This is a genomic window from Niastella sp. OAS944 (assembly GCA_024809215.1).
GTDB lineage: Bacteria > Bacteroidota > Bacteroidia > Chitinophagales > Chitinophagaceae > Niastella.
Genome location: JANUBW010000009.1, coordinates 334,672 through 360,041, shown reverse-complemented (window position 1 = coordinate 360,041; position 25,370 = coordinate 334,672). Strand labels below are relative to the sequence as shown.

At 43.6% G+C, this 25,370-nt stretch carries 16 protein-coding genes; 3 read left to right on the top strand and 13 right to left on the bottom strand.

Annotation, left to right across the window (positions count from 1 at the left end):
- Positions 1 to 8: 8 nt before the first annotated feature.
- A complete protein-coding gene (locus GGD38_RS29665; RefSeq protein WP_375302629.1) occupies positions 9 to 1,277 on the top strand; it encodes a PepSY-associated TM helix domain-containing protein in 1,269 nt (422 codons plus the stop codon).
- 57 nt (positions 1,278 to 1,334) lie between these two features.
- Here GGD38_RS29665 and GGD38_RS29660 read toward each other — a convergent pair whose 3' ends face one another.
- The 9 genes from GGD38_RS29660 to GGD38_RS29620 all read right to left on the bottom strand — a co-directional run bounded on the left by GGD38_RS29660 (position 1,335) and on the right by GGD38_RS29620 (position 13,701).
- Positions 1,335 to 2,180, bottom strand: coding sequence for a S1 RNA-binding domain-containing protein (locus GGD38_RS29660; protein ID WP_375302630.1), 846 nt, complete (start codon positions 2,178 to 2,180; stop codon positions 1,335 to 1,337).
- 30 nt (positions 2,181 to 2,210) lie between these two features.
- Positions 2,211 to 2,762 (bottom strand): hypothetical protein, encoded by a 552-nt coding sequence (locus GGD38_RS29655; RefSeq protein WP_375302631.1) that lies wholly within the window; start codon positions 2,760 to 2,762, stop codon positions 2,211 to 2,213.
- Between the two features lie 289 nt (positions 2,763 to 3,051).
- A complete protein-coding gene (locus tag GGD38_RS29650; protein ID WP_375302632.1) occupies positions 3,052 to 4,164 on the bottom strand; it encodes a redoxin domain-containing protein in 1,113 nt (370 codons plus the stop codon).
- Between the two features lie 24 nt (positions 4,165 to 4,188).
- Positions 4,189 to 5,607, bottom strand: a complete 1,419-nt coding sequence (locus GGD38_RS29645) for a PKD-like family lipoprotein (protein WP_375302633.1) — start codon at positions 5,605 to 5,607, stop codon at positions 4,189 to 4,191.
- A gap of 23 nt (positions 5,608 to 5,630) precedes the next feature.
- Positions 5,631 to 6,440 (bottom strand): DUF4843 domain-containing protein, encoded by an 810-nt coding sequence (locus tag GGD38_RS29640; RefSeq protein ID WP_375302634.1) that lies wholly within the window; start codon positions 6,438 to 6,440, stop codon positions 5,631 to 5,633.
- A 13-nt stretch (positions 6,441 to 6,453) separates the two neighbouring features.
- On the bottom strand, positions 6,454 to 7,920 hold the full coding sequence (locus tag GGD38_RS29635) for a RagB/SusD family nutrient uptake outer membrane protein (RefSeq protein WP_375302635.1): 1,467 nt from the start codon (positions 7,918 to 7,920) through the stop codon (positions 6,454 to 6,456).
- Positions 7,921 to 7,930: 10 nt separating this feature from the next.
- Positions 7,931 to 11,278: a SusC/RagA family TonB-linked outer membrane protein gene (locus tag GGD38_RS29630; protein ID WP_375302636.1), complete on the bottom strand. Its 3,348-nt coding sequence runs from the start codon at positions 11,276 to 11,278 to the stop codon at positions 7,931 to 7,933.
- A gap of 288 nt (positions 11,279 to 11,566) precedes the next feature.
- The gene (locus GGD38_RS29625) at positions 11,567 to 12,775 is read right to left on the bottom strand and encodes a FecR family protein (protein ID WP_375302637.1); all 1,209 of its coding nucleotides are present in this window, start codon (positions 12,773 to 12,775) and stop codon (positions 11,567 to 11,569) included.
- Positions 12,776 to 13,056: 281 nt separating this feature from the next.
- Positions 13,057 to 13,701 carry an RNA polymerase sigma-70 factor gene (locus GGD38_RS29620; RefSeq protein WP_375302638.1) on the bottom strand — a complete coding sequence of 215 codons (645 nt, stop codon included), beginning with the start codon at positions 13,699 to 13,701 and terminating at the stop codon, positions 13,057 to 13,059.
- Between the two features lie 149 nt (positions 13,702 to 13,850).
- Here GGD38_RS29620 and GGD38_RS29615 point away from each other — a divergent pair, with 149 nt between their 5' ends.
- A complete protein-coding gene (locus GGD38_RS29615; RefSeq protein WP_375302639.1) occupies positions 13,851 to 14,471 on the top strand; it encodes a GyrI-like domain-containing protein in 621 nt (206 codons plus the stop codon).
- 220 nt (positions 14,472 to 14,691) lie between these two features.
- On the opposite strand, the gene GGD38_RS29610 is transcribed toward GGD38_RS29615, so the two are convergent.
- Together GGD38_RS29610 and GGD38_RS29605 are read right to left on the bottom strand one after the other, a co-directional pair.
- A complete protein-coding gene (locus GGD38_RS29610; RefSeq protein WP_375302640.1) occupies positions 14,692 to 15,357 on the bottom strand; it encodes a YceI family protein in 666 nt (221 codons plus the stop codon).
- Between the two features lie 126 nt (positions 15,358 to 15,483).
- Positions 15,484 to 19,752: an FG-GAP-like repeat-containing protein gene (locus GGD38_RS29605; protein WP_375302641.1), complete on the bottom strand. Its 4,269-nt coding sequence runs from the start codon at positions 19,750 to 19,752 to the stop codon at positions 15,484 to 15,486.
- Between the two features lie 353 nt (positions 19,753 to 20,105).
- On the opposite strand from GGD38_RS29605, the gene GGD38_RS29600 reads away from it, so the two are divergent.
- Entirely contained in the window at positions 20,106 to 20,843 is a 738-nt protein-coding gene (locus GGD38_RS29600; RefSeq protein WP_375302642.1) for a polysaccharide lyase family 7 protein, read from the top strand.
- An 81-nt stretch (positions 20,844 to 20,924) separates the two neighbouring features.
- Here the strand turns inward: GGD38_RS29600 and GGD38_RS29595 are convergent, their stop codons facing one another.
- Entirely contained in the window at positions 20,925 to 23,471 is a 2,547-nt protein-coding gene (locus tag GGD38_RS29595; RefSeq protein WP_375302643.1) for a TonB-dependent receptor, read from the bottom strand.
- 507 nt (positions 23,472 to 23,978) lie between these two features.
- Positions 23,979 to 24,977, bottom strand: a complete 999-nt coding sequence (locus GGD38_RS29590; protein WP_375302644.1) for a hypothetical protein — start codon at positions 24,975 to 24,977, stop codon at positions 23,979 to 23,981.
- Positions 24,978 to 25,370: the final 393 nt, after the last annotated feature.

The following is a 25,370-nucleotide window of genomic DNA, read 5'->3' as shown; positions in this document are numbered from 1 at the left end:
ACAGCAACATGAGCAACCAATCAATGTCAACACCGCCAAAGACCAATGCGCGCAAAAAAAGCGGCAAGTCGCTCTTTCGTAAAATCAACGACTGGTTGCACCTGTGGCTGGGACTGGTGTCGGGCCTCATCGTTTTTATTATCGCCATCACCGGCTGTATCTATTGTTTTCAAAAAGAGATCACCAGCGTTACACAACCTTATCAATTTGTAAAAACTGAAGATAAACCCTATATAAGCCCTTCGGTGCTGAAAAAGATCGCCGAACAAAAACAGTTCGGCGATAAGGCCGGAAAACCGGGTTCGGTTATCAATGGGGTTCAGTACCCCGGCCGTGGTAAAGCTGCTGTTGCCAGTTACCGCGACAAAAGAACCGGGTTCATGCAGATCTATATGAACCCCTACACCGGCGAAATACTGAAAGTAAAAGCCCTGGAAAAAGATTTCTTCCGCATTATTCTTGAAGGACACTTTCAATTATGGTTACCCCGTGAAATTGGTCAACAGGTAATATGCTGGGCAACCGGCATCTTTGTACTGTTGCTCATAAGCGGGTTGATCATGTGGTGGCCAAAGAACCTGCGTAAGGCAAATGTTGACAAAAGCTTTAAGGTAAAATGGAAAGCATCATTTAAACGGGTGAACTACGACCTGCATAATGTGCTTGGTTTTTATGTGCTTATTGGTGCATTGATCATTGCCATTACCGGTTTATACTTTGGTTGGAAATGGGTGCCCAAAACCGTTTACTGGATAGCTTCTGCCGGTAAAACAATGCCCGAGCGCAGAGGCCAGGTGTTTTCCGACACAACAAATATTCCTGCACAAACAGCCCTGTATTCAACGGCCGACCGCGTATGGGACAACCTTACCCGGGAGTATAAAGGCAATGGCAGCCTGTTTATTACCTTTCCGCAAAAACAAAGCGACGCCATTACCACTACCTTTAACCCCGGCGAAGGCACCTTTTATAAAAGCCATACCCGTTACTTCGATCAGTATACGATGAAGGAGATAAAAGGCAAGACCCTGTTCGCTAAAAAATATGAAGAATCGAGCGGCGCCGACAAACTGGTGCGCATGAACTATGATATTCATGTGGGCGCTATTGGCGGTTTTGCCGGTAAATGTATTGCCTTTCTTATAAGCCTTGTGGCTGGCAGTTTACCTGTTACCGGTTTTATTGTTTGGTGGGGAAAGCGCAAAAAGAGCAAGCCGCAACCCAAAAAGGCGGCTACATTAACAGTGGTAGCCAAACAGGAACTGGTGGAAGTATAAGGTAAAAATAAGCTACAAAAAAACGTGGCATCCGTCTTTAGCGGATGCCACGTTTTTTTATTCTTCATTTAGTTTGATACCCGTTTGGGTGAATATGATCTTCCGGCTTTTGTAGAGATTACCGGTGGTCATTTTGAAGGTCTTTTTACTCATACCAAAGAAGGAGTAAATTTCATCGGGGTTCGACTTATCGTTATAAGGCAGGTAACCATTGTTCTCCTGCAGCAACCGTAATACCTTTCCTGCTTCGTCTTCAACCCGCTGGTAGCCCATTTTCCCAATACCTACGTCGATTTTATTTTCTTCCCTGATGTTCTTGATATAACCTTTTAAACGGTCGCCTACCTGTATATCCTGGAAAATATCGTTGAAGTGTAATACGCCGGTATGTTTGTTATTGATGATAACCGTATAGCCAATATCTGTACGGCGGTACACCAGCATATCAACCGGCTCCAGCTCTTTTACAGTAAGATCTTCGTTACTTAAAAACGGTTCAATTTTTTCGGTAGCGGCTGCTCGGCCGGTTTGCTCATCGAGGTATATTTTTACAATGTAATACCCGCCTACCCGCATACCCATCAATTGTTTTGCTTTAGGCACAAACAGGTCTTTCATAAGGCCCCAGTCCATAAAGGCGCCCTGGTTGGTCACCGTAACGGCTTTCAGGTTTACAATATCACCTACAATACCAATGGGCTGCTGGGTAGTTGCAATGAGCCTGTTCTCCGAATCGTGATAAACAAACACCTTCAGCATATCGCCCACTTTAACCCCAGGTGGTATAAACCTTTTTGGCAGTAACACCACATCTTTATCTTCGCCCAGGTACATGCCGAAGTCAAATTCCCTGGCTACCCGTAACGTATTGTATTCGCCTACTTTTATTCTGCTTTGTGCCATATAGGGCAAAAGTAGTTGAAAAGTTGGTATCTATCCCAAATACGGCTCCAGCCAGTCATCAAAGCGGCTCTGAAACTTTTGAATGGCAGGCGCCAGGATCTCATCTTCCTCCTTTATGGCATCGAGGTTAAAATGCTTTTTTAACCAGTTGCGGTACTCTCCTGAGTATTCGGTACCGTCGGCATCTTCGCCTTTGTAATAACTTACCTGCTGGTAGGTCATAGGCTCTGTATCCAGCGTAAGTAAACACAGGAAGGCATAAATTTCTTCGGCCACCACAAACTCCCCGCCTTCATCGCCAAAAAGCACCACAGGCAGCGCATCCAGTGGTACCGCATCGTCGTACTGCCATAAGGCATAAAAAGAGCCGCCCGCATTGGCCTGGGCAAAAGGCATTAATCTGGCCAGAAAATCGGGGTTGGTGCTCCAGCTCTTCAAACCACCTTTATTGTCGCGATACAGGCCAAACCCTTGACAATAGCTTTCAAACCCTGTTTCGTTCTGAAATTCCAGCAGTTTTACCAGGGCAACGGGCACTGGTTTGCCGTCGAAGTTCAGTTCAAATTCTTCCAAAGTTTCCATAGAGGTAAGATTTAAGCGGCGGGTATCCGCCAGCTGGCGGATGCTCGCCGTGATTTCAAGCTGAGCAGCTCTGCAAGAGCTACCCACCTTTTGAAGTTTCCATAAACGTAGAGCCAAAGGCAATATTTCAATGTTCGGGCAGAAGAGTTATTCACAATAAAAAGCCCCGACAGTATCGTCGGGGCGTGAGCAGCATTCTCTAATCATGTGTGATCAATTTGTGCGTGGGTTCTCCTGAATAACTTCACACACTTTCTGGCATTTCATCTTGCGTTCTTCAAGTTGGATTTTAATTAGCGGGGGTACTTCCGAAAAGCGATTCCAGTTTTTTGTTCAGCGTTTCGCCGCGTAAACCGGTAGCAACTATTTTACCTGCCGGGTCTATAAGGAAACTGGCAGGTACGGCCCTGATGCCATACAACACGGCCACTTCATTTTCCCAACCTTTAAGGTCAGATACATGAGTCCAGGGCAATGCGTCTTTTTCAACCGCTTTCAACCATTGCTCCTTGTCTTTATCGAGCGAAACACTGAGTATATCAAATCCTTTTTTGTTATACAATTGGTATTGCTTCAGCAGGTTGGGATTTTCGGCCCGGCAGGGGCCGCACCAGCTTGCCCAAAATTCAACCAACACATAGTGGCCTTTGTAAGAAGTTAAGGTAACTTCTTTACCATCGGGCGTTGTTTGGGTAAAGTTCTGTGCGGGCTTACCTTCTTCCACTTTGCTTAACAGTTCTATACGGCCTGCTATCTCCTTCCCAACATTCGACGCTTTGATGGCAGCATCGAGGCCATTGTATAACTTTATGCTGTTACCCAGCGTAAGAGTGCTGGCATAGCCCAGTAACTCAACTGCAGAGATATAGCTTTTGGGGTGTGTGGCAATGTATTCATGCCTGTAGGAATACTCCCAGTGATACTGGCTATCGGCCTGCGCCTGTATTTTTTTTGCAGCTACACTGTCTGTCTTTTTAAGCTCATATGCTTTTTCATACAGCGCAATTGTTCTTCTTCGGTTATCCATGAACCGCTGGTTCAATTGCTCATACTCTTTTACTGTTCCTGTGCCGGTTACAGTGTAAGTAAACCGGGCATCGGCATCACCAGCCACGGTAATGTTTGTATTTTCAATATACAGGTCGAACTTCACCTTAAAGTTTTTGGTAAAGATCATGGCAACAGAAGGCTCATCTACATGTCCTTTAAAAGTAAAGATGCCATCTTTAACTACTGCCGAATCGAGTTTCGATGCACCGAGGGTTCCATAATTCAGGAACAACAGGCTATCGGTAAAGTGAGCAATCTTTGCTTTTATCGTAAACTGCGGGGCTTTCTTTTGCGAAAAGGCGCTGTTTGATATTAATAGAAAAAGCAATCCTTTCAAAAAAACTGATCTCATGAGGTATTTTTTATTGTGCTTTTATTATTTCTTTACGGTTACATCAACAGGTGAGCCGGGGATACCGGTATACTTTCTAAATACTTCACCATTTTTACCAACACTTACATCGAGAAAATAAACGGTTCCGTCTACTCCGGCTATCAGTGTATTATCATCATCGGCCAGTTTGATCATGGTAACCGCTTTGCCACCAAAGTCTGTTGTCAATGGCTTTAAGTCCTTGTTTGTGGGATTGTAACGATAGATCTTATCGCCAGAGGTAAAGTAAAACTCTTCCGAATTAGAACCTGCCCATTTGGTGTTGGCAGTGATGAGTGCAGGTTGGGGAAATGCCCGTTTATATAATGGGTCAACCTGAACAATACCCATAAACTTCGGTGTAAACTTCAACTCGTACAAGGTGCCATCAGCAGCCTTACCAAATGCATAACAGTTGTTATCGTTGATCTGTTGAAAATGCAACAGGTCGAGCTGAACGTTTTTGGGATCAAATGCAGTAGTATTTGTTACCTGGTAACCGTCGCCTATATATGCTACGGCGCCCATATTGGTAAACACTACAAACTTTTTCAGTTTTTTCTCGTATCCTACGAAGTAAGGTGCAATATTGAAAGCGACACGGTCATACAGTTCATAATCACCAAGGGCAGGTTCGCCAAAATAGCCATATATAGTACTGCCATAGTAGGTTTGCCATGCGCCTATATATAGTTTACTATTTATTACGCCCCGCAAAACGCCCGCAGAGGACGTTTCCAGGTAACCGGGTTTTGCAGCCGGCGGAACGGTAAAGAAGTTTTGACGCAAAGTTTTCATCTGCAACAAGGTATTTGTATTCAGGTGTACACCCCCATCATCCGTTTCATTACAGGTGATCCAATAGCCTAACGCAGGTGTTGGATTATAATTTTGCAGTATGAGATCTATTATCTGCGACGGTTTACCGGGTAAGTCGGTACCATGTAAGGCCTGATATATACGGGGCAACACGGTACTATCGGGTTTTACAAAACTAAGCTGCCCTTTACCGCCCTCCTGGCTTAACACCAATGTACCCTTTGTGAATTGCGTAAGCCCCTGTATTTTAAATTCTTTGAAATAACTCATCCCATTTGAGCTATCGGTAAGTGTTAACCGTACCGTGTAAGTATCGGCATCAAGGTTGAAAAAGAATTTAAAAGGATACCCGCTAAACGTGGTATCGCGAAACTGCTTTGGCAGGCTTATACGCCAGGTATAGCCAAATTTTGCATCGGGATTGGCGCTTGTTACCGTTGGTTTAATTACCAGGGTATCGCCCACGGGTATACCATATAATGAATCGAGGTTGGTTACCTGCGGGGCCGCAGGCACGTTATAATCATAATTGCCTTTATCTTTATAACAGGCCAGCTGTAGCAGCGCAAACACGCTCAGCGTAACCATAAGAAGTTGCTTCATTGAAATATTTTTAAGCAGTTAACCTAAATCACTTCATTACCATTTTCATCAATAAAAAAGAATTTGCCACTTTGTGGATTCTTCCGGTACAGGTATTTTTTCTCAGGTGTGGCTGAATAGAAAAATTCTTTATTTCCATCAGGTCTTACCTTTATCTCATAACCTTTGTCGGGATTATTTGCTATCCACGTTTCAGGGCTTAACAGCAACGCATTGAACCGGTCGCTGTAATACAGGCGAATGGGTACATCGAATGGGTTACGGCTTACATCTTCAGTTGTAGCCGATAACCTGAACAACTGGTGCTTCACAATAGAATATGGTCCCTTGGGGCAATCGTCCCACCAGGCTGGTTTTTCGAGCCTGTTCGAAAACACAACACGTACAGTGTCCTGATCTGCGTAGGCCGTACCTAAATTAGCACTGGGCAACAATTGAATGGTAACTGCATAACTGCGCAGCAACAACATGGTATCAACACTGTACAGTATTACAGGCATCCGCGAGGTGCCCGCATGAGCCGGGAAGGTGTATGTATCCTTTAAAGGCTCGTAATGTTTGTTTACCACGGCGGTTGAAGACGCGTCTACTATTTTCGCCGAATAGGTAAGCGTGCTGTCGGGCCTATTTCCCGAAATTCGTACGGGCACCCATATGGTATCTTTCGCCCGCTCGGGATGATAGGCAAAAGTGTATACCATGCTATCCTGGAAACCATAAGGGGCCAGGTTAAAATAAATATGATTATCGGGGTTGGTAAAAACGGGGATTTGTTCTTTCTTACAGGCTGTCGTTAACATAACAGCCGCCAATACAACAATGATATTCTTCATAAAATGCGGTTGTTTAACGGTGACCAAATTCAATTTCATTATCGGGTAGTGGCATTACAAAAACCCTGTCAGAAGCGGTAACATTGCTGCCGCCTATTTGTCCTGTAATTGCCCGGTTCAGTCTTTTATACGCATAAAAAACCTGACCTTCCCCAAACATTTCCTTGCGGGTTTCTTTAATTACTTCATTCAATAACTCTTCTTTATTGCTTGCCGTTGCATCTGTTCGCATGCCCCTGTTCTGCCGCACCGTATTAAGGTAAAGCAGGGAATTTACCGGGTCGGTATCGAACGCGCATTCCGAAGCGATATAATACATTTCGCTTAGGCGAATGGCTGGCAATACCAGGTAATGCCTGTTTGATTCAGCATCGCGTTTGTACTTCTGCAATTCATACCACTGATACGAACCACCACCACCAAGCACAAACCATTGTTTAAAACGATTGTCGGTACCACCCGTACCAGTTATCTCATAAAGTACATCGCACGTATTCTTTTCTATGTACAGGCTTTTAGGACCATTACTAAAGCGGTTAGCCACGGTATCTTTTAAATGCGGCACATACCACGCAAATAACAGTTCTTTATATAAAATGCGGTCCTTGGTCTTGGGTTCGGAGTTAATAAAATCATTCGTTGTGGTGAAAGGGAATTTATTCGACTTTATTACTTCCAAAGCATTACTCAGAGCCTCCGGCTTTTTATCCCTATACAAATTCACCCTGGCCAGTTCACCGCAAACGGCATAATAATTAAGGCGGTGCCGGCGGTTTTGTAAAAACAGGGTCGATGAAGATTCTTCTGTTGAAGGTTTATCGGTATTATATCCCACTTTGTAACCAGCCGAAACAATAGGATCAACCGTGCGCAACAGTTCTTTCGCCTGCTCAAGATCGGCCGCTACATTGGTTAATACCTCATCTACAGTTGACAGTTCTGTAACCTTGTTCGAAAAATCGTTCACATAAGGAATAGCTTTGGCAGCAGGATTACTTTTGAACGATGGCGCAAACAAACGCAACAGGTCAAAATGCAAGAAACCTCTCAATGCCAGCGCTTCACCTTTTATCAACTGACGGCGGTCGGTTGTAAGAATACCTCCATTTGATTCAAGGTTTTTTAATAACAGATTACAATTGGCAATAGCATTATACAGGCCACTCCATACTGTATCTTTTTTTGCAATAAAATAACGGTCGTTGTAGTTATAAAGTGTTATTAATTTATAATGCCACCAGTCATCGCCCGATATACTATAATTCTGGGCCAGCGCTTCGGTTAAACCACCGGTAAGTTCAAACCCATACAGGTTCATATTTGAACAATTTGAATAAACGCCGCTCAACGCCTCTTCAAACCCTTCGGCCGATTTAAACAGCTCTACTTCCGACACCTGAGATACGGGATTTACATCGAGCCATTTTTTACACGACGATAAGGTGAGCACTACTATCGCAAACCATATATAATTTTTCATTTCCCGAGATTTAAAGGCTTGTTTGAATAGAAAATGTGAAATTCCGGGCAAAAGGATAATCTATACCCCGCTCCTGCTTCATAGATGACCAGCGCCAGATATCATTCATAGTAACGGCTACCCGCAGGTTGCGCATGGCCATTTTGCTGTAGATGCGCTTTTCAAAATCGTACGACAAATACACCGATGACAGCTCAACCAGGTTGTCTTTTTGAATGAACCTGTCAGATACAAAGGTTTTGTCGAGTGATTTAATGTCCTTGTATTTAGCAATATCACCAGGCTTTTTCCATCTGTCGGTAAGCGCCCGGCTATCGACATTATAGCGTGGGTTGGCATTTTCAATCCTGTCAACCAGCGTTTGGTTATACTCTTTGCCGCCGAATTTGGTATAGAACAGCACGTTTAGCAAAAAGCGTTTGTAAGCAACGGTTGGTCCAAAATAGCCAACAGCAAAAGGCGTATTGTCGGCAACAGGCACTATGTCTTTAACACTCCAGGTATAGGTATAGGAGCCGTCTCTTTTAACATAGATCTCTTTACCATTCTCGGGATCAATACCTAATGAACGAACTGCATAAATGGTGTTCAGCGATTCGCCTTCGCGGTAACGCAATAATGGCTGGTTTGAATAGTTCTTTTCCTGCTCATTGTCTATTTTATCATTGTATGCTTTCAACGCATTGGAGATCTTTACGATCTTATTTACGTTGCGGCTCATGTTGGCCATAACGCTTACCGTCCAGTCGCGGTTCTTAAAAGCTACTGCTTTAATGCCTAACTCCTGGCCGGTATTCTTCATATCGCCCAGGTTCTCTTTGTAAGAACTAAAACCGGTGGAAGGGGGCAATATGATGTCGGCCAGCAGTCCATGGGTAAGTTTTTGATAGTATTTTGCAGTAACAAAGATCCGGTCGCGGAAGAGACCAAGTTCAATACTCGCATCATAGTTATCTGTTTTCTGCCACTTCAGCCCTTCATTGCCGTAAGTGGTTACAGATGCCCCAATCCCCGTTGAATACCAGTTGGTGGTATAGTAATCATAGGTTGTTTTTGATTGATAAGGTTCAAACTTCACATCTCCTGTTAACCCTGTGCTGGCGCGCAGCCTCAGCGTACTGATGTCGGAGTTCAGTAAGAAGTCTTCCTTGTGCACATTCCATCCAAGCCCCAATGACCAGAAAGGCGCTGTTTTGTTTTCGTTGCCGAATTTTGAAGAACCTTCTAAACGGGCGCTCAGATCGGCCATGTATTTATTGCGGTAAGAGTAGTTCACCGACATAAAAGAACCGAAAAGCCTTTCAAGGCCATAGTAGCCCGAGGGAGAACTATTCTGCGCATATTCATTGGCAAATTCAATATTGCTGAACCGGTCGTTTGAGAAACCAATAGCCACTATAGATTTTTGATCGGTACTATAGTTGCGCATGTTTACACCCGAAGCCAGGTTTATAAAATGATCGCCCAGTTGTTTATTATAGTTAAGGGTTAAGTTACCATCAAATGCATTTTCATCATTGGTGCTGTAAAAGTAGCTACCCCGCTCGCGCAGCCTGGTGGTTTCATAATTAAAAAACTCATTGGCCAGCGGCGATTTAAACCGGTCGGTGGTATACTTGCGTTTGGTAACGCTGGCCAACCCACGCAATCTTAATGCAGAAGTAATATTCCAATCGGCAGTAAAGGCATCTATGATCTCGGTATACCTTGTTTTATCAAAACTGCTGAGGGTACCATTAAACATGGGGTTCAGCACATTATTTAATTTATACTGGCTGGTGTCCGACAATTTGGTATCAACCATCCAGTTGTCAACCGCCTGCAGTACATGCCCATTCTCATCAGTTTTGGGATAGTACGGATTCATAGCCACAAATTCGGCAAAGCTGCCATAGGGCGACTCCTTACCGGTAACCAGGGATACGGTAAGCGTATTTCTAAAAATGAATTTTTTGTTTGGGGAATATGAAAGTACTGAGCCTAATCCATAGCGATCGCGGCCCGATCCTTTCATAACACCAGGCTGGGTTTGATAACGCAGATCAACGCCATAGCGAATGGTGGCATTACCGCCCTCAATATACAGGGAGTTCTTATGCCCCAACGCCGATCTTACAGGTTGTGAAAGCCAATAGGTATTTACACCCGACAGTATATTGGCTTTCTTTTGAAAGTACAATTCTTCCTGCTTATCCTTGGTACGGTCGGCAACCGGTTCGTACATACCGGCCAGCCTCTCATACTCCAGTTTATCGGCAGCATTCAATACGTGGTAATCGGTTAAGTCGGGTGCCGACAATGTACCATCATAATTGTAACTCAACTGCAGCTTACCTTCCTGTGGCGCTTTTGTCGTGATCACCAATACCCCATTGGCAGCGCGTGAACCGTATACTGCCGTAGCAGCAGCATCTTTCAACAGTGTGATGGTTTGTACACGATTAACATCGAGGTCGAATACTTTTTCTACACTTACCTCAAAACCATCGAGTATAAAGGTGGGCAGGTTGATATTACCCTTCAAGTTATCGCGGGTTAACACTTCACCGCTACCTGTAGGCAGAGAAGCAGAACCCCGCACATTTATTTGTGGAAGGCGATTGGGGTTTGAACCCAGCAAATTATTCTGTGCAACCTGGAACGAAGGATCAAACGCCGAAATGCTTTGCAGCATATTGGTAGGGTTGATGCGCTTTAATTCTTCACCGCTTACAGTAACAGCAGTACCAGTATAGCTTTCCTTTTTTATTTGTTGATAACCAGTGATCACCACATCGCTGAGGGGCGTTTTACTATTTTTCATTTTCACCGATAACTGTACGTTCTCTTTTACAGTTACCTGCTGATTTTCAAAACCCACATAACTGATCACCAACGACGCACCACGCTTTGCCTTAATGGTAAATGCACCGGTTGCATCGGTTGTAGTGCCATATTGGTTTCCTTTTACCAATACGTTGGCGCCCACTACCGGTGTGCCCGAATTTTCATCTATCACTTTGCCATGCACCTCTAAAAGCGGCACCGTATCGAGTTGGGCAACAACAGGTGGCAGTGGCTGTGGCGCTCTTTCGTTTACCACAATTGTCTTATTCACAATACTGTAAGTAACAGGTTGTGCCATAAAGATCTGATCGAGTACTTCTTTCAGTCCCTTATTCTTTACATCGATGTTTACGGCATGTGTTTTTTGTAACAATCGCATGTTATAAAAAAACACATAACCCGTCTGCTTCTTGATTTCCCTGAATAGCTTCTGCAATGGAACATTCTCTTTCGAAATAGTAACGGTTTGAGAAAAACCCGCCGCAGAAACCTGTAAGAAGCCCGCCAACAAAAAAACAGCGGTTAACTTCATAACCAGAATAGTTTTGGACTTTGCCCGTTGTGGTATGGCCACAACTTGGCAAAGAATGGTAAAAATCATACTTTTAAAATTGGGTAAACAAATAACAGTTTCGACGCTTTTACAGAGTTTGCCCTAATAAGGCCGGTTGCGTTCCAGCGCTTCCGGCTTCTTTTTTTGGCAGTCAATTGAACAGTTAAAATCAGGTCTTAGTCATGGTTTTATATTCGTTTTGGTTAATAATCAATTTTCAGCAGTTTATCATTCATTCATTTCCGGTATGGTTAAACCGGTTGTTCTTTATGGCAATACGGTGATCTTTTTTCCTTCTATTTTGCAATGCACATTGCTTAGCTCTAATATTTTAAATACCTCTGTTATACTACTGTTGCGGGGTATTTCGCCTTCGAACTTCTCAGCAGGTACTTTGCCCGTATACTCAATGGTTACATCATACCACCGGGCTATATCGCGCATTACAGTTTCCACATCGGCTTCATTAAATTGAAAGCGGCCATTCTTCCAGGCAACCGCTTCATCAACATCGGCATTTTCATCGAGTGACATTTTACCATCCCTGCCAACACGCGCCTGCTGACCCGGTTTCATGAGGTATTGCCCTTTTGAACCGCTCATCTTTACTGCCCCTTCTAACAAAGTAGTTCTTATTGCAGCTTCATCGTTATACGCTTTTACATTAAAATGTGTACCCAACACTTCTACCATAGCACGCTCCTCCCCGCCCGGCAGCGCCTGCGGCAAACCTCCGGCAGTTGAAGGCTGGGGTACTACAGAAACTCTAAAAGGCATTTTGTCGTTTTTCGCTACTTCAAAATATGCTTCACCACTCAATCCTACCCTTCGCTCATCGCCTGAAAAGCTGGCGGGGAAGTGCAAGGCTGTAAGCGCATTCAACCATACCCTGGTACCATCGGGCAATACAATCTGGTACTGACCGCCGCGTGGCGTACTGACAGTATTCCAGGCAATGGCCTGCTTACCTGTTTTGCCATTTGTCTTATAAACCAACTCACCATCCTGCTTCTTCATAACAGTGGTGGCGCCCTGTTTTGTTAATGCGCCATTGGCCGCACTATCCAACACGATCGACGATCCATCGGCCAGTGTAAGTACCGCTTTATTGCCACCTGGTATTGCCATGGGTTGAACAACAGGCGTGGTGGTCTTAACTGTTTTGGTTTCAACTGACTTATTGTTTATAACAAAGTAACCTGCGGTAGCCATCAACAATATTGTACCGGCCGCCACCCACCAAACCCTGGGTTGGCGCCATAGTGGTACTACATTTTTACGGTTTTCAAAGGTTAGCACAGACATTACATTACCGTAGATCCTTTCTCCGGTAAGCAATTCCTCCTCGTTCGTTAACGGGTTATATATGTTATTGCGACGTTTGTTATACCAGCTCTCTACCCAGGTTCTTTCTTCTTCGGTACATGTGCCCAGGCGATAGCGTTTTAACAGGTCGCTGAATTGATTAGCATCCATTGTTGTTCATTCATTTTAGGTTAAGGCTGATCTTTAATATGGCAGGTATTAAATAGTATGTCGGAAAAAAAAGAACGAGGTGGTAGAAGAAATGATAATTTTTTAAAAAAAAGTTATCATTCGAGGGATTGACCTGTAAGGTCCATCATTTGAGCTTGAGAAATTATTAGATTGAATTGGACCTGACAGGTCTAGCATCACCATAAACCTGACCTGTCAGGATCGCATGAACATTCTGAAAAGTGCAAGACCCGATGGCGAACCTTACAGGTCAGTAGCGGTTATTTGTAAATAAACGTGGCGGCAATAAGCATGGCCAGGGAAGCATCGCCGAGATTGGCTTTGAGGATCTTTAGCGCCAGATAGATCTGTTTCTTTACTGTTTCTTCTGAAATTTGCAGCCGGTCGGCAATTTCACGATGGGTAAGATGTTCATGACGGCTTAAACGGAATACTTCGCGCATTTTACCAGGCATTTTATCCATCACCTGGTCAATACTGGCGGCCAGGTCGCGTGCATACATTTCTTCTTCTATTGAGGGAATTGCATGATTCTCTTCGAGGTAATTGGTGAAATCTTTCAAATAGCCGCCGCGTTTCATATCCCGCTCAATGATATCTATACACTGATAGCGTACCGCGGTATGTAAATAAGCGCCCAAAGAAGTGGTTACAGAAAGCGTTTCGCGGCGGCGCCATAGCGAAACAAACAATTCCTGCACACAGTCTTCCGCTTCTTTCTGCGAGCGTAACACGTTCATTGCTTCTCTGAACAATGCTTTCCAGTAACGTTGATAGACGGCGGTAAATGCAGCCTGGTCGTTATGCGTGAGCTGTTGCAGTAAATATTGGTCAGTATGTTGTTCGTAATCAGGGGCCTGCATTCTCCATGTGATCAGAAGCGTTGAAATTACAATAAAAATCATATAACATATGTTAGCAATTATCCACTTAATTGCTAAACAATGCTAAAACAGGGAAAACACTTACCGGTTAAAATAAAATTTCTACCCCATGCTGACATAAGGCTGTCAGTAACCGCCATCATTTTTACAACATAATCAAAACAGCAACCATGCATAAGCTTGACCTCACAAAAAAATACAAAGCATACTTTACCGCAAAAACAAAACCCAATCTGGTCACAATAGAACCAGCGCATTTTATTTCAATTAGCGGCAAAGGCGATCCCTCGGGTGAAGATTTTACCAATCATATTCAGGCATTGTACCCGCTTGCCTATGCCATTAAGTTTATGCATAAAGCCCAGAACAACGACTTTACGGTTTCAAAACTGGAAGGCCTGTGGTGGTTTGATGAAAATAAATTCCCTGGTAAAAACATTGCAACAGCTACCGAAGTACCAAGGAGCGAATGGGAATACAGGCTGCTGATACGGATGCCTGAATTTGTAACCGCCCAAGATCTTGAAACGGCAAAAGAAACTGTTAGCGGAAAGAAGGATGTTCCATTAGTCGCCCGGGTAGAATTCTACAAAATGAATGAAGGAAAATGTATTCAAATGATGCATATTGGCCCTTTTGCAAATGAGCCCGAATCACTGGCGCAAATAGCCGCATTTTCAGAACAACACAAGCTGGAAAGAAATGGGCTTCATCACGAAATATATTTGTCGGATTTTAGAAAAACAGCGCCGGAGAAATTGAAGACAATATTAAGAGAACCCGTAAAATAGAGCCCCCATTCGGATGACGGATGCTTTGTTGATGATAATAATAAATTTCTGATTTCGGGATTTTGAGATTTAGGGATTTCATTTATTTCCAGACGCTTTGCCGCCTTCAAGCTTCAAAATATTCCGAACTCTTAATTATTGCTCATCATAAAATTTGGGGATTTCGAGATTGCAATTCAAATCTCAAAATCCCCAAATCTCTAAATCAGAAATCCTTTTTCTATTTCTTCGCCTCCAGGTCAAGTTCAATATCTACCTTTTCACCAATAAATTTATCGCCCAGCGTTTTATCGTTACCATAACGCATTTGCCACTGCGTACGATCGATAACGAAGTTTGACTTCGCTTTTAACGTATTGCCGTCGAGATCGATCCTGGCAGGAAAACTTATATTCTTTGTTACATCTTTTAATGTAAGGTTACCGCTCACTGTAAAATTAGCGCCGTTCACTACTGAAGTATCTGAACCATTATGGCTATATGGCTGTACTCCGGTAATATCAAACTTTGCCGTTCCAAACTTTTCGGCATCAAAGAAATCGCCGCTCATGAGGTGAGGACGCAACTTTGAATCGAACATGCCGCCTTTTTGTTCAAGGTCAAGCGATTTAATATCTATTGTAAAACTTCCACCTGTGACCTTATCATTTGCAACGGCTACCGTACCCGATGATACTTTAAATTTACCGGGATGGTTCTTACCAACTCCATAACCTGTAAACTTAACGCGCGACGCTGTTGTATCTACCGCAAATTGTGTCCCCTGCACGTCTGAAGCTTCCTGCTTTTCCTGTATGGTAGCATTATCGCCTTTAGGTTCTCCCCCACCACAGGATGTTATAACTGTAACTAAACTAATTGCTACTAAATACCCTCTAACTTTCATAACATGTTGATTTTATGATTACTTGATTATCATATACAATCTTGCAAAAATCAGACCCTCACATAAAACAACACGTCCCATAACCGGGTAGTTATGGGACGCATACAACTCCATTAAATGAGGAGCTTATTCAACCAAAAGATTTTGTTGTAGTTTTTGGTCGCCGTTATTCCATACTATTCTGTAAACACCGGCAACCATACCAGCTGTAGATATCTTTGTTTGTATGGTATTAGCCGGTATGCTGATCTTTTTCACCAGCTTTCCATTCATATCTATTACGCTTAACTGAACGGTTTTCCCTGAAGAAGGATGCCCAATTACCGTACTCCGTTTTGCCGGATTGGGATAAATGGTAACTCCTGACGCAATACGGGCCGAAGTTATTTTTACAACATCGCTCAGCTTATAACTGCCATCATTATACAACATTTTGATCTGATAATAGTATTCCGGTGCAAAGCCCAGGTTGTCGGCATAAACGTATTTCACATTAGTGGTACCTGTTGCCGGTGTAGCCGGCACAGTGGTAACGGGTGAAAAATGCTGCGCATCAACACTGCGTAACACTTCAAATGAAGTAACATTTGCTATGCGGGCAACAACCCATTCCAAACTTGCCGTAACATCGCTTGCATTTGCGGTGAATGAAACAAAATTAACTATTGAAGTAAAATCCTTTCCTGCAGATGTTACAAAAAAGCCGCTGAAACCGTTCACATCAAAAGTAACTTCCCACCATTGGTTATTGGCATTCCAAACGATCTTGCTATCGTCGGGATCTATTTCCAATCCATCGCCTGTATAGGTACCAGGCAAACTGGTGGTACTGAAACCATGATACTGGTAAACACGCAAATTAGCTTTCCCTGCAGCGTCATTTGCATTCTTTGGCAAATCGGGCCCATGCGCCGCACTTGCATTAAACGCATCAAACTCCTGCTGGGTAAAATACAATGTAACAGTTGCAGTAGCAGTGACCGCATTGTTAACCGGCTCTATATCATAATGCCGTTGAACGTATGGGTTACCATTATAAGATTGTACTGTTGGGTCAACTGTAACTTTTATAACAACATTACCAGTTACCGGATTTGTTCCCGAAGGAACAAGTTTTGGCTCCCCTACTTTATTCTTTAAAATAGAAACGGTGTTTGATTGTTTATTAACAGCAACCAGCTCTGGTTTACCATCGCCATCGAAATCGGCGCCTGCAACATGATAGGGCTGCAGCCCGCTGGTAAGATCAACTTTTGTTGCAAGATCCATACTGCCCGCTGCCGTGCTATTTGCATATACTGAAACAGACGCTGCATCAATATTTGTTACAGCCACATCTGGTTTACCATTTCCATCCAAATCGCTCACTGCAACCCAACCTGGTTTTGTTCCGGTAACAAAATCTTTTTTCGCATCTAATGAAATGCCGGCAGATGAACTGAGATTCTTATATACCGACAATGTATTGGAATTGCTGCCTGTAACAAGCAATTCAGGTTTATTGTCACCATTAAGATCGCCGGCAGCTACTGCATAAGGAAGCGTCCCGGTAGTATAATTAATATTGGTATCAATTGCAATTACAGCGGGGTAACTAAGATTTCTAATAACGGTTACAAGTGCGTGGCTTTTATTGGTTGCAGCCAGATCCGGCTTACCATCATTATCAAAGTCGGTAACACAAACACTGTATGAACCACTCAGCAGATTGCTATAAGGGTATGTAAAATGTCTTTCAAATGAAATAGTGCCGTTTGTTGTATTATTTTTTATAACAATAGCTACATGTTGATAAATACTATCAGTAACAGCAGCAATATCAGGCTTTCCATCACCATCGAAATCTGTTACAAAAATACTTCTGGGAACACTGCTGGAAGGGAATTGCATTCCATTTCCAAATGCAATAGCACCTGCCGTACTGTTATTTTTAAATACCGAAACCGTTGCACTTCCACTGTTGGCAATGGCGAGATCCAATTTTCCATCGCCATCGAAATCGCCTACCGCAGCGCTATAGGGTGCTAACCCGGTGTTATAAGTAACGCTATTGGCAAACGTAACAGCACCCTGTGCCGATGTATTACGGTAAACAGAAACCGTATTGGCCACATTGTTAACAACCGCCAGATCAACTTTGCCATCCTGATCAAAATCTGCTACTGCAGAACTTATAGGTGCATCACCCGCAGCAAGATCAGATTTTGAGGCAAACGATTCGTTGGTAATAGTCAACCCGCCTTCAAAAGTGGGTGTAAACGGTTGCCTGCTGTAGGCAGTATACCCGTTAACGGTTACTGTTACAGGCTGGTAAGTTGCACCTGCGGGTACAGTAACAGTCAATTCAGTATCTGTGGCGGCAGTAACAGCTGCCTTTACGGCGCCGAAATACACCACATTACTATTTGGGGTGGTACTAAACCCGGTTCCTTTAATAGTAACTGTAGCGCCTGGTTTACCTGAAGCCGGTGTAACCGACGTAATTTCAGAACCGCAGAAAAAACCGGTTAAACTATCCTTACCGTATGGCGTTACCACCTGCACAAATCCTGAACCAGCACTGCCAATTACAGCAGAGATACTGGTATCGGAATGAATGGTAAACGATGCGGCCGGTACACCACCAAGCCTTACGTCTGTAGTACCACATAAATACGTACCGGTTATTTTTATGGTAGCCCCAATTTTAGCTGTTGTTGGGGTAAAGCGGGTAATGGTGGGCGGCGGAATGGCAAAGGTTCTGGTCCCATATTGATTGGCCACTGTTACATTATTTATTACAGACGTGGCTACAACAGCGCTGATAGCCGTATCAGACAACACGGTAAAAGAAGTGACCTGTGTGCCCCCGGTACTTACAGCAGTAGCCCCGGTAAATTTGTTCCCTTTAATAATAATTGTTGACCCGGCAACGGCGCAGCCATTGTTTTGTAACACGGCCTTTATGCTGGGGTCGCTACCCAGGTTCCTGTATATGGCAACATAGCTGCCACCAGGGTAGTAATTACTATAAAGCGCAGCAATATCTGGTTTACCATCACCATCCAAATCGCCTGTAACAAAATCAAAAACAGACGGGTATTCAGATGCGAACAACGCTTCTTTTCTGAATATGATATTACCAGGCATACTAACATTCCTTAAAATGGCAATAGAATCTCTATTTGATAAAACTCTTACAATATCAACATTACCATCTCCATCCATGTCGTTGAGCGACACCTCTGCCCCTATGTCATACGCAGTTATTTGTTGAGGCGTTCCAAAGCTATAATTGCCAACAGAACCTGAATTTCTGAATATTACCATAGAAGAAGCACAGGGTACAATAAGGTCGGGCATTCCGTTTTTGTCAAAATCGCAGATCTCAGGTTTTTGTGCATTATACGATCCTGTTGCATAGGCAACCGGTACGGCAAAAGAAGTTACCCCGCCGGTACTGGTATTAAGAAATACTTCTACATTACCGGAAAATGGATTGGCTTTTATTATTTCAGGCTTTCCATCAAGCGTAAGATCACCTACAGTTAACCTCCATATATTATTTGTATAGGCCAAATCACTCTTTGCTGCAAACGAAATAGAGCCGGGTGTACTCAGGTTGGTAAACATAGAAAGCAAACTGCTGCCCTGTACAATTATATCGGGCTTGCCGTTTCCATTCAGATCAGCAATTGAAATGTCTTCCACTGCGGGCCCGGTAACAAGGTCAGGGACCGCTGAAAAAGAAATATTTCCCGGCGTGCTTATGTTCCTAAAAACAGATATTTTGTTCGACGTTTTGTTAGCTACAGCCACGTCAAGCTTACCATCCCCATCCAAATCCCCTACTGCCACACCTGACGGCATATCACCAACAGCGAAATCTATTTTAGCAGCCAGTTTCACATTTCCCGGCGTGCCAATATTTCTGAGAACGGAAATAAACGTCGATTGGCGGTTAGCAACAACAATATCGGGTTTGCCATCGCCATCAATATCACCGAGGGCCATTTTGTACGGATCTTCGCCGGTTGTCTCCTTTACTCCCATAACGAAATAATCGCCACGAAAAGCCGTATCGCCGCCGGCATAGGTTATTAGAAAAGGTAACCGCGAAGCATAAGTAAGATTATCGGTAGTAACTGTAACAGGCCCATAAGTGGCCCCTACAGGTACAGTTACGGTAAGTGATGTAGCGGTTGCCGTATTCACCGTTCCCTTTGTTGCACCAAAGTATACAATATTATTGGCCGCTACAGTATTAAAACCGGTGCCTGTAAGCGTTACTACGGTGCCCGATGGGCCCGACAATGGAGTGAATGAATTAATGGTCGGTTGTGCAAACAAACTAAAACCAACAAGTAAAGCACATAGTACAAGTATATACTTTCTGTTTAACGGGCGATACTGCATGTTATCTTTTTATCTGGTAAAAAGGGTTTAATATTCAGGCATTTACGCCTGTATCTGACTTGTGAAGGAATACGATTTATCCTGCGTTCTTGAGGTTTTATATTGAGGAGACATGCAAAAATAAATATTTATATCATCTGTTCAGAAATTATTTAAATACCCGTCTTAGCGTATCGGCCCACAGGAAGAGTTTTCTCCACTTTGACCTAAAGCCAACTTCACCGAATAGAATGCCAATCGAGCATATGCTTCTCACCATTTCATTGCTTAACTTTTACTAACTGTTTTATATAGTTGTTTAACCGCAACTATTTATAACATGTACGAATTCTTCAATCATTAAAACTTGCCAAATGAATTATTTACCATCAAAGGGCAGCCACTTTGCGCTGTCCTTAAAGACCATTTTATTTCTACTAATTATCTTTTCACTTGTACATGGCAGCTGTAACAAAACAGCAACGCCCGCTACGGAAAACAACCAAACGTCTTCGGCCAATGTACATACCGAAGCCAACCCTACCAGCGGTTGGACACAAACATCCTACACCTATAGTATTCAAACGCCCTGGGACCTTTCTCAATCGGACCGTTACAGTTATTCAGGCGGCGAACATCGCTTCTGGATATATCCCGATGATGAATGCCAGTACGAAGGCTGTACTACCGGCCCCCGTTCAGAACTGCGCATGAATAATAACTATACTTCGGGCCGGCACCAGTTTGAAGGCGATGTATATATTGTATCCGGTTCAGCGGGTACCGATATAATGCAGGTATTTGGCGGATCGACCAACGCAACAGCCATTATGCTTAAGATACATTCGGCCAGCGGCGGCACCATAAAACGCTACGACAATGAAACCCTGCTAACAAGCGCCTACAACAAATGGACACACGTGAACGTGCAGCATGATGCAGACAATGGCAGGATCTATGTATATATTAACAACACCTTAAAAGGTAATTATGCCGATCGCGGCGATGCTACCCATTACTTTAAATGCGGTGTATATAATATTTCCGGTTCCCGCTCTGAAACCCGCTGGAAGAATGTAAAATACTGGAAGAACGGCCCTGTAGGTCAATAGCTTTGGAATAAAATAAAGCCGTCCCGATTATTCGGGACGGCCATCAGACTAAAAAGACAACGTGCAATGAAAACCTAATTTTTATAACGAATACCGTACAGTAATGCCATATGTTCTTTGATCACCCAGCACACCTGCATAGTGACCGGCATTACCTGCTGCTGGCAATAATTGTTCAAAATAATCTCTATCTAACAGGTTACGCGCCCAAACAAACAAGCTTAACCCGGTGGCTGCACGAAAACCAAGTCGTGAGTTCACCAATGCATAACCAGGTATATTCAGGTATTGTGATGGAGATGGACTTGAAGAGAAACCTGAGCGGAAATAAGTATCAGCACCCAGGAAGAATTTTCCGCTTTGACCTAATAACCTGCTTTGTTTTGAAGTAAGCTCACCACCTAATGAACCGGCCCATTTGGAAATACCGGGCAGGTTGCCACCACTAATATCTTTGAAAGCAGATGAAGCGCCGGTTTCTTCCAAAGGCACTGGCGCATTGGGGAAAGAAACATATTCACCCTCCGTCCAGGCAGCAGCGCCATTCAATGTCAAATGCTCGCCTATGTTAAAGGCTGCATCCAGTTCAAGACCCAGTACCCGAATTTCATCGGCATTGGCCAGGTAACCACGGTTCACTCCCACTTCGGCCGTTTGCACCTGGGTTTGATAATCATCTACACTGGTATAATGGAACACTACATTCACAATTGAGTTGGCCGTTGGTCTTGTTTTTAAACCAGCTTCAAAGTGTTTTACATATTCAGGTTTTACCTGAGCCAGTTCGGTCATTACTTTACCATTGGCTGTAGGTAAACCACCCAGGTTAACGCCAATAGGTTTGTAGCTGGTGCTGGCGGTAACAAAAGCATTGATACTACTATTTGCCTTATACGCTACCGTTAACTGACCCGAAAAATTATTCTCATCAACATTGGCATCAAACTGCTGATCGGTATACACCAGTGCTTTTAAAGCAAGCAGGTCGGGATCGGTTGTTTGCAATCCGCCATAGGTTGTACGATCATAATTAACTTCCTTTTTATCGTAGTTAAAGCGCAAACCGGGCAATACATGCAAACGATCGGTAATGGCCCAGTCGAGCTGACCAAAGATGGCGGCGCCAAATGTTTGCAGGCGTGAGTTGGTCTTAATACCAAACCCATCAAAAAGGCCCGGTGTTTTCCATTTGGCGCTGGTAGTGCTTTGTGAAAAACGCCATTGCGCATTGCCCGATTCTTCAATATGAAAAGGATCTGTTTGCAGGTCCTGGCCAATGAGGAATACACCTACCACACCACTCAACCTGTTGCTGAAACTACCGGCATAACGAACTTCCTGTGTCCATTGTTTGTGTTTAGAAGTGGCTTGCGATAAGCTCAATACGGCCAACCCGGTAAAGTCGCGGTCGTTTGAGGGGTCCCAGTGCCAATAACGATATGCAGTAGTTGAAGTAAGGGTAGCTCTGCCGATCTTGTGATCAATATTAAGTGATACGCCATGCAGATCATTACCTGAGCGCCAGGTTGTATTGTGATCTATAAGACGATCGAAGGGGTTTCTGCTTGGCAGATCGTAATTGAGGTCTTTAATTATATTTTCAAACTGGCGGTATGCGGCGCGCTGCGTGGTTACCACACCGGCAACCACCTGCGCATAGCCATCGGGGCGTTGGCGGTTAAAATCACCGGCCAGGGTAATGGTTGTTTTTGAAGAAGGCGTATATAAGAATTGCGCACGTATACCCAGGTTATTGATATCGTTTGTGTATTTACCTGTTGATGTGTTATAAATAACTCCATCGCGTTGCGTACCCGAAAAACTCAGGCGGGCGGCCAGTTTATCTTTTATTAACGGACCGGTTACTGAAGCTTTTGCCTGTACAAAACCAAAATTACCGTAGCTGGCCTCAAAAGTAGCGCCGGGCGTAAAAGTAGGTTTGCGGGTGGTGATGTTAAATGCACCGGCAGTTGTGTTCTTACCAAACAAAGTACCCTGCGGACCGCGCAATACTTCTATTTGCTCTACATCAACAAAGTCGAGGGTTGTGGCAGCAGGCCGCGCATAATATACACCGTCAACATAAAAACCTACTCCGGGGTCAATACCATCGTTGGTAAGGCCAAAAGTAGAACCCAGGCCGCGTACGTTCAATGTGGTATTACGTGGGTTTGAAGAATACAGCTGAACAGTAGGCACCAGTTCCTTTAAGCGGTTTACGTTAAATGAACCTGTTGCTTCAACCTGGCCACCACCTACTACCGAAATAGGAATGGGCACTTCCTGTGCTGTCTCAACCCGGCGGCGCGATGTGATCACCACTTCAACCAGCGAATTATTGGTAGCTAATGTAATAGTGAGTGGCGAACTTAATTCAGTTACTTCCACCTCCTGCGTTTTATACCCAACCGATGTTATGCGAAGAATAAAAGGCAGGGGCTTTTTTGTATTGATGGTAAACGAACCTTTATCATCGGCAATGCCATGATTATTGGTTCCTTTAATAACTACGGTAGTACCGGCAAGGGCCGTTCCAAGGCTATCTTTTACCACTCCCGTCACCACCTGCTGGGCAGCAGCCGCCCCTGCAAATAGTGTAAGTAATAAAAAGAATGCAAGCTTTCTCATTTTAAGCATTGTTTAAGGTTAAACTTGTTTATAAAATGTATCCGCTGAATTGTATCAATTCAGTATCAGGACTTATACAAAATGGGATCAGGATCTTTCAGGCATGAGGCATTGGGGCCTTCATTGAAGACAGCACATATATTCACAAACAAAACCGGGGACTATCGGCAACAGCGGTAGGAACTGTAATCGGTGATCATGCAATACCTTAAGCAGGCAAATTGCAATTGAAGTTTATTATAGTCGGGTGTTATTAATGGTTTCATTGCTTTAGGATTTAAAAAACCACTTTAATTCTCTACAAATATACAGGGTGTTATCAATTCACCAAAATAAACCCACTATTTCAGTAGACTTATTTAGTCTACCCACAAAGTAGGTTTGTTATTACCATATATAACTACAGGTATGTCAAAAGCGTGGCGTTAACATATCTGCTTTTATGCAGCATAAAAAAAGCCTCCCGACAAAAGTCGGGAGGCTCACTAACTCAACTATTTCTAACAATTAGATACCAAAAAGCAATACGGCTTCGCCGTTGGTCACCTGCTTAACAGCTCTTGTACCTGTGCTATAAAGCTTGCAATTGAATTGTACTTTTACTTTCAAATAATCATCACCATTATCATCCACATAATCCTCTGCACTTATTATTTTAAATGAACTGCCAAACTGCTGCGTTGATCCATTGCCTGTTGTCCAGCGTACACCGCTGGGGTCGGTCCACAAAATGGTTATACCGTCGCCACTAAACGGATCGGCAGGAGCAAAGGAAACAGAACCTACAGGAAAGAATGTTTTTAACTGGTCCTGAGTAATTGTTGTATAGTTATGCAGAACGCCCTTGGCGATGAGTAAATCAGTTTTTCCGGCAGGCACCGGCGTAACCGTAGTACTGATACTGCCGGCCACCACCAGGTCGTTACCCTGGGGAAGGTTGCCAATAAACCAGTCGTAGCCGTTGGTAACTGTAGCTTCCTGTACATAATTAACCCCTTCAATGTTGGCTTTATAATAAAATTCGGCCGTTGTTGTACCGCCACCAGCAGTGGCAGTTACAGGTACAGCGAACGAACAGTTTGCCCCATCGATACCAAGACGGAATGAGGTATTACCAACCTTTGTAGGATTACCGGCTGCCATAAGCGTAATAGTCTGTTTACCTGTAGCGGTGAAAATGCCTGCCCCGGCAAATAAAAATCCATTTACCAGTTTGGTTGAATAGGTCCAGTCGCCTATAGTTGTAACATTTACTGTAACTGTCAGTGCAGCATCGGGCCCCAGATCAACACCGGCCACAAAGGAACCGGTAACCACAGCATCGGAACATCCTGAACCCGACGGTACAAGAGCATATTTGGCCGAACCGCCACTGAGCCCGCCACCACCACTGTTAACCGGCAGCTCTGTAGAGCCCTCTTTTCCACAACCAATATTTGCTAACAGGAAAATAAAAACAATTAACCGAAGGAGGGTAAATGATTTACCATTCATTAAAAAGTGCATAAGCAGCCTGTGTTAGGGGGTAAGTTATTGATTACAATACAAAGATACAGAAAGCACAGGCACCGGCAGCAGCCGGTACAAAAGAGGTGGAAAAGCACTAAAAACAAAACATATCCATTTGTAATAATATGACATATAACCTGATTGCCGGTAGCACACAAAGAACAAAACAGTTCGGCCGGATTCTTAACCTGGTAATACCTCAATAATACCTGATTACTATTATCTCCGTACCAAGTCCGTACCAAGTCCGTACCATCTACGTACCAAGTACGTGGTTTAAACGGACATGGTACTTTTTTAATACGCTTTTGATACCTATTTAAGGTTAAGTAAACCATAAGAAAAGTACTTCGAGACCCCAAACATATCAGCCGCCATTATGATATAACA

Excerpts from the sequence above, each read along its gene's own strand:
- GGD38_RS29660 (WP_375302630.1), bottom strand. The coding sequence starts at position 2,180 with ATGGCACAAAGCAGAATAAAAGTAGGCGAATACAATACGTTACGGGTA.
- GGD38_RS29625 (WP_375302637.1), bottom strand. The coding sequence starts at position 12,775 with ATGGATGCTAATCAATTCAGCGACCTGTTAAAACGCTATCGCCTGGGC.
- GGD38_RS29645 (WP_375302633.1), bottom strand. The coding sequence starts at position 5,607 with ATGAAGCAACTTCTTATGGTTACGCTGAGCGTGTTTGCGCTGCTACAG.
- GGD38_RS29605 (WP_375302641.1), bottom strand. The coding sequence starts at position 19,752 with ATGCAGTATCGCCCGTTAAACAGAAAGTATATACTTGTACTATGTGCT.
- GGD38_RS29620 (WP_375302638.1), bottom strand. The coding sequence starts at position 13,701 with ATGATTTTTATTGTAATTTCAACGCTTCTGATCACATGGAGAATGCAG.
- GGD38_RS29650 (WP_375302632.1), bottom strand. The coding sequence starts at position 4,164 with ATGAGATCAGTTTTTTTGAAAGGATTGCTTTTTCTATTAATATCAAAC.
- GGD38_RS29635 (WP_375302635.1), bottom strand. The coding sequence starts at position 7,920 with ATGAAAAATTATATATGGTTTGCGATAGTAGTGCTCACCTTATCGTCG.
- GGD38_RS29610 (WP_375302640.1), bottom strand. The coding sequence starts at position 15,357 with ATGAAAGTTAGAGGGTATTTAGTAGCAATTAGTTTAGTTACAGTTATA.
- GGD38_RS29600 (WP_375302642.1), top strand. The coding sequence starts at position 20,106 with ATGAATTATTTACCATCAAAGGGCAGCCACTTTGCGCTGTCCTTAAAG.
- GGD38_RS29640 (WP_375302634.1), bottom strand. The coding sequence starts at position 6,440 with ATGAAGAATATCATTGTTGTATTGGCGGCTGTTATGTTAACGACAGCC.
- GGD38_RS29630 (WP_375302636.1), bottom strand. The coding sequence starts at position 11,278 with ATGAAGTTAACCGCTGTTTTTTTGTTGGCGGGCTTCTTACAGGTTTCT.
- GGD38_RS29595 (WP_375302643.1), bottom strand. The coding sequence starts at position 23,471 with ATGAGAAAGCTTGCATTCTTTTTATTACTTACACTATTTGCAGGGGCG.
- GGD38_RS29665 (WP_375302629.1), top strand. The coding sequence starts at position 9 with ATGAGCAACCAATCAATGTCAACACCGCCAAAGACCAATGCGCGCAAA.
- GGD38_RS29655 (WP_375302631.1), bottom strand. The coding sequence starts at position 2,762 with ATGGAAACTTTGGAAGAATTTGAACTGAACTTCGACGGCAAACCAGTG.
- GGD38_RS29615 (WP_375302639.1), top strand. The coding sequence starts at position 13,851 with ATGCATAAGCTTGACCTCACAAAAAAATACAAAGCATACTTTACCGCA.
- GGD38_RS29590 (WP_375302644.1), bottom strand. The coding sequence starts at position 24,977 with ATGCACTTTTTAATGAATGGTAAATCATTTACCCTCCTTCGGTTAATT.